Raw genomic sequence first — 313 nt, forward strand, 5'->3', positions numbered from 1 at the left:
CACCGACCAGCATACCCTCGTTGTACTTGCAAAGGTTCGTGACGAAGGCTTCAAAATCACCGTCTAATACGGGCATAGGCATCCTCCTTTCAGTCATCCACCATGCCGACCGGCATGATATACAGTTCCTCAAACTCCGCGTCGGTCATGGCTTCGAGCTTCCGGACGGTCTTATACATCAGCTCCGCAATCTCACCGTCCATGTCGTTCAGGGCGACGATCTTCATATCGTCGATCAGCCGCTTCCGGCTGGATGTGTTGAAGCAGCACATCAGGTTGATTTCTTCCACGGTAAAGTTTTTCATATCAGAGT

At 51.1% G+C, this 313-nt stretch carries 1 protein-coding gene; it reads right to left on the bottom strand.

All coding sequences use genetic code 11. From position 1 onward, the window contains the following. Positions 1-89: 89 nt before the first annotated feature. Complete coding sequence (locus P0G09_RS17390; protein WP_275253300.1) at positions 90-305, bottom strand: transposon-transfer assisting family protein; 216 nt, start codon at positions 303-305, stop codon at positions 90-92. Between the last annotated feature and the right edge of the window lie 8 nt (positions 306-313).

Source organism: Faecalibacterium sp. DFI.5.82, from assembly GCF_029076575.1.
In the GTDB taxonomy this organism is placed as follows: Bacteria; Bacillota; Clostridia; order Oscillospirales; family Ruminococcaceae; genus Faecalibacterium; species Faecalibacterium duncaniae.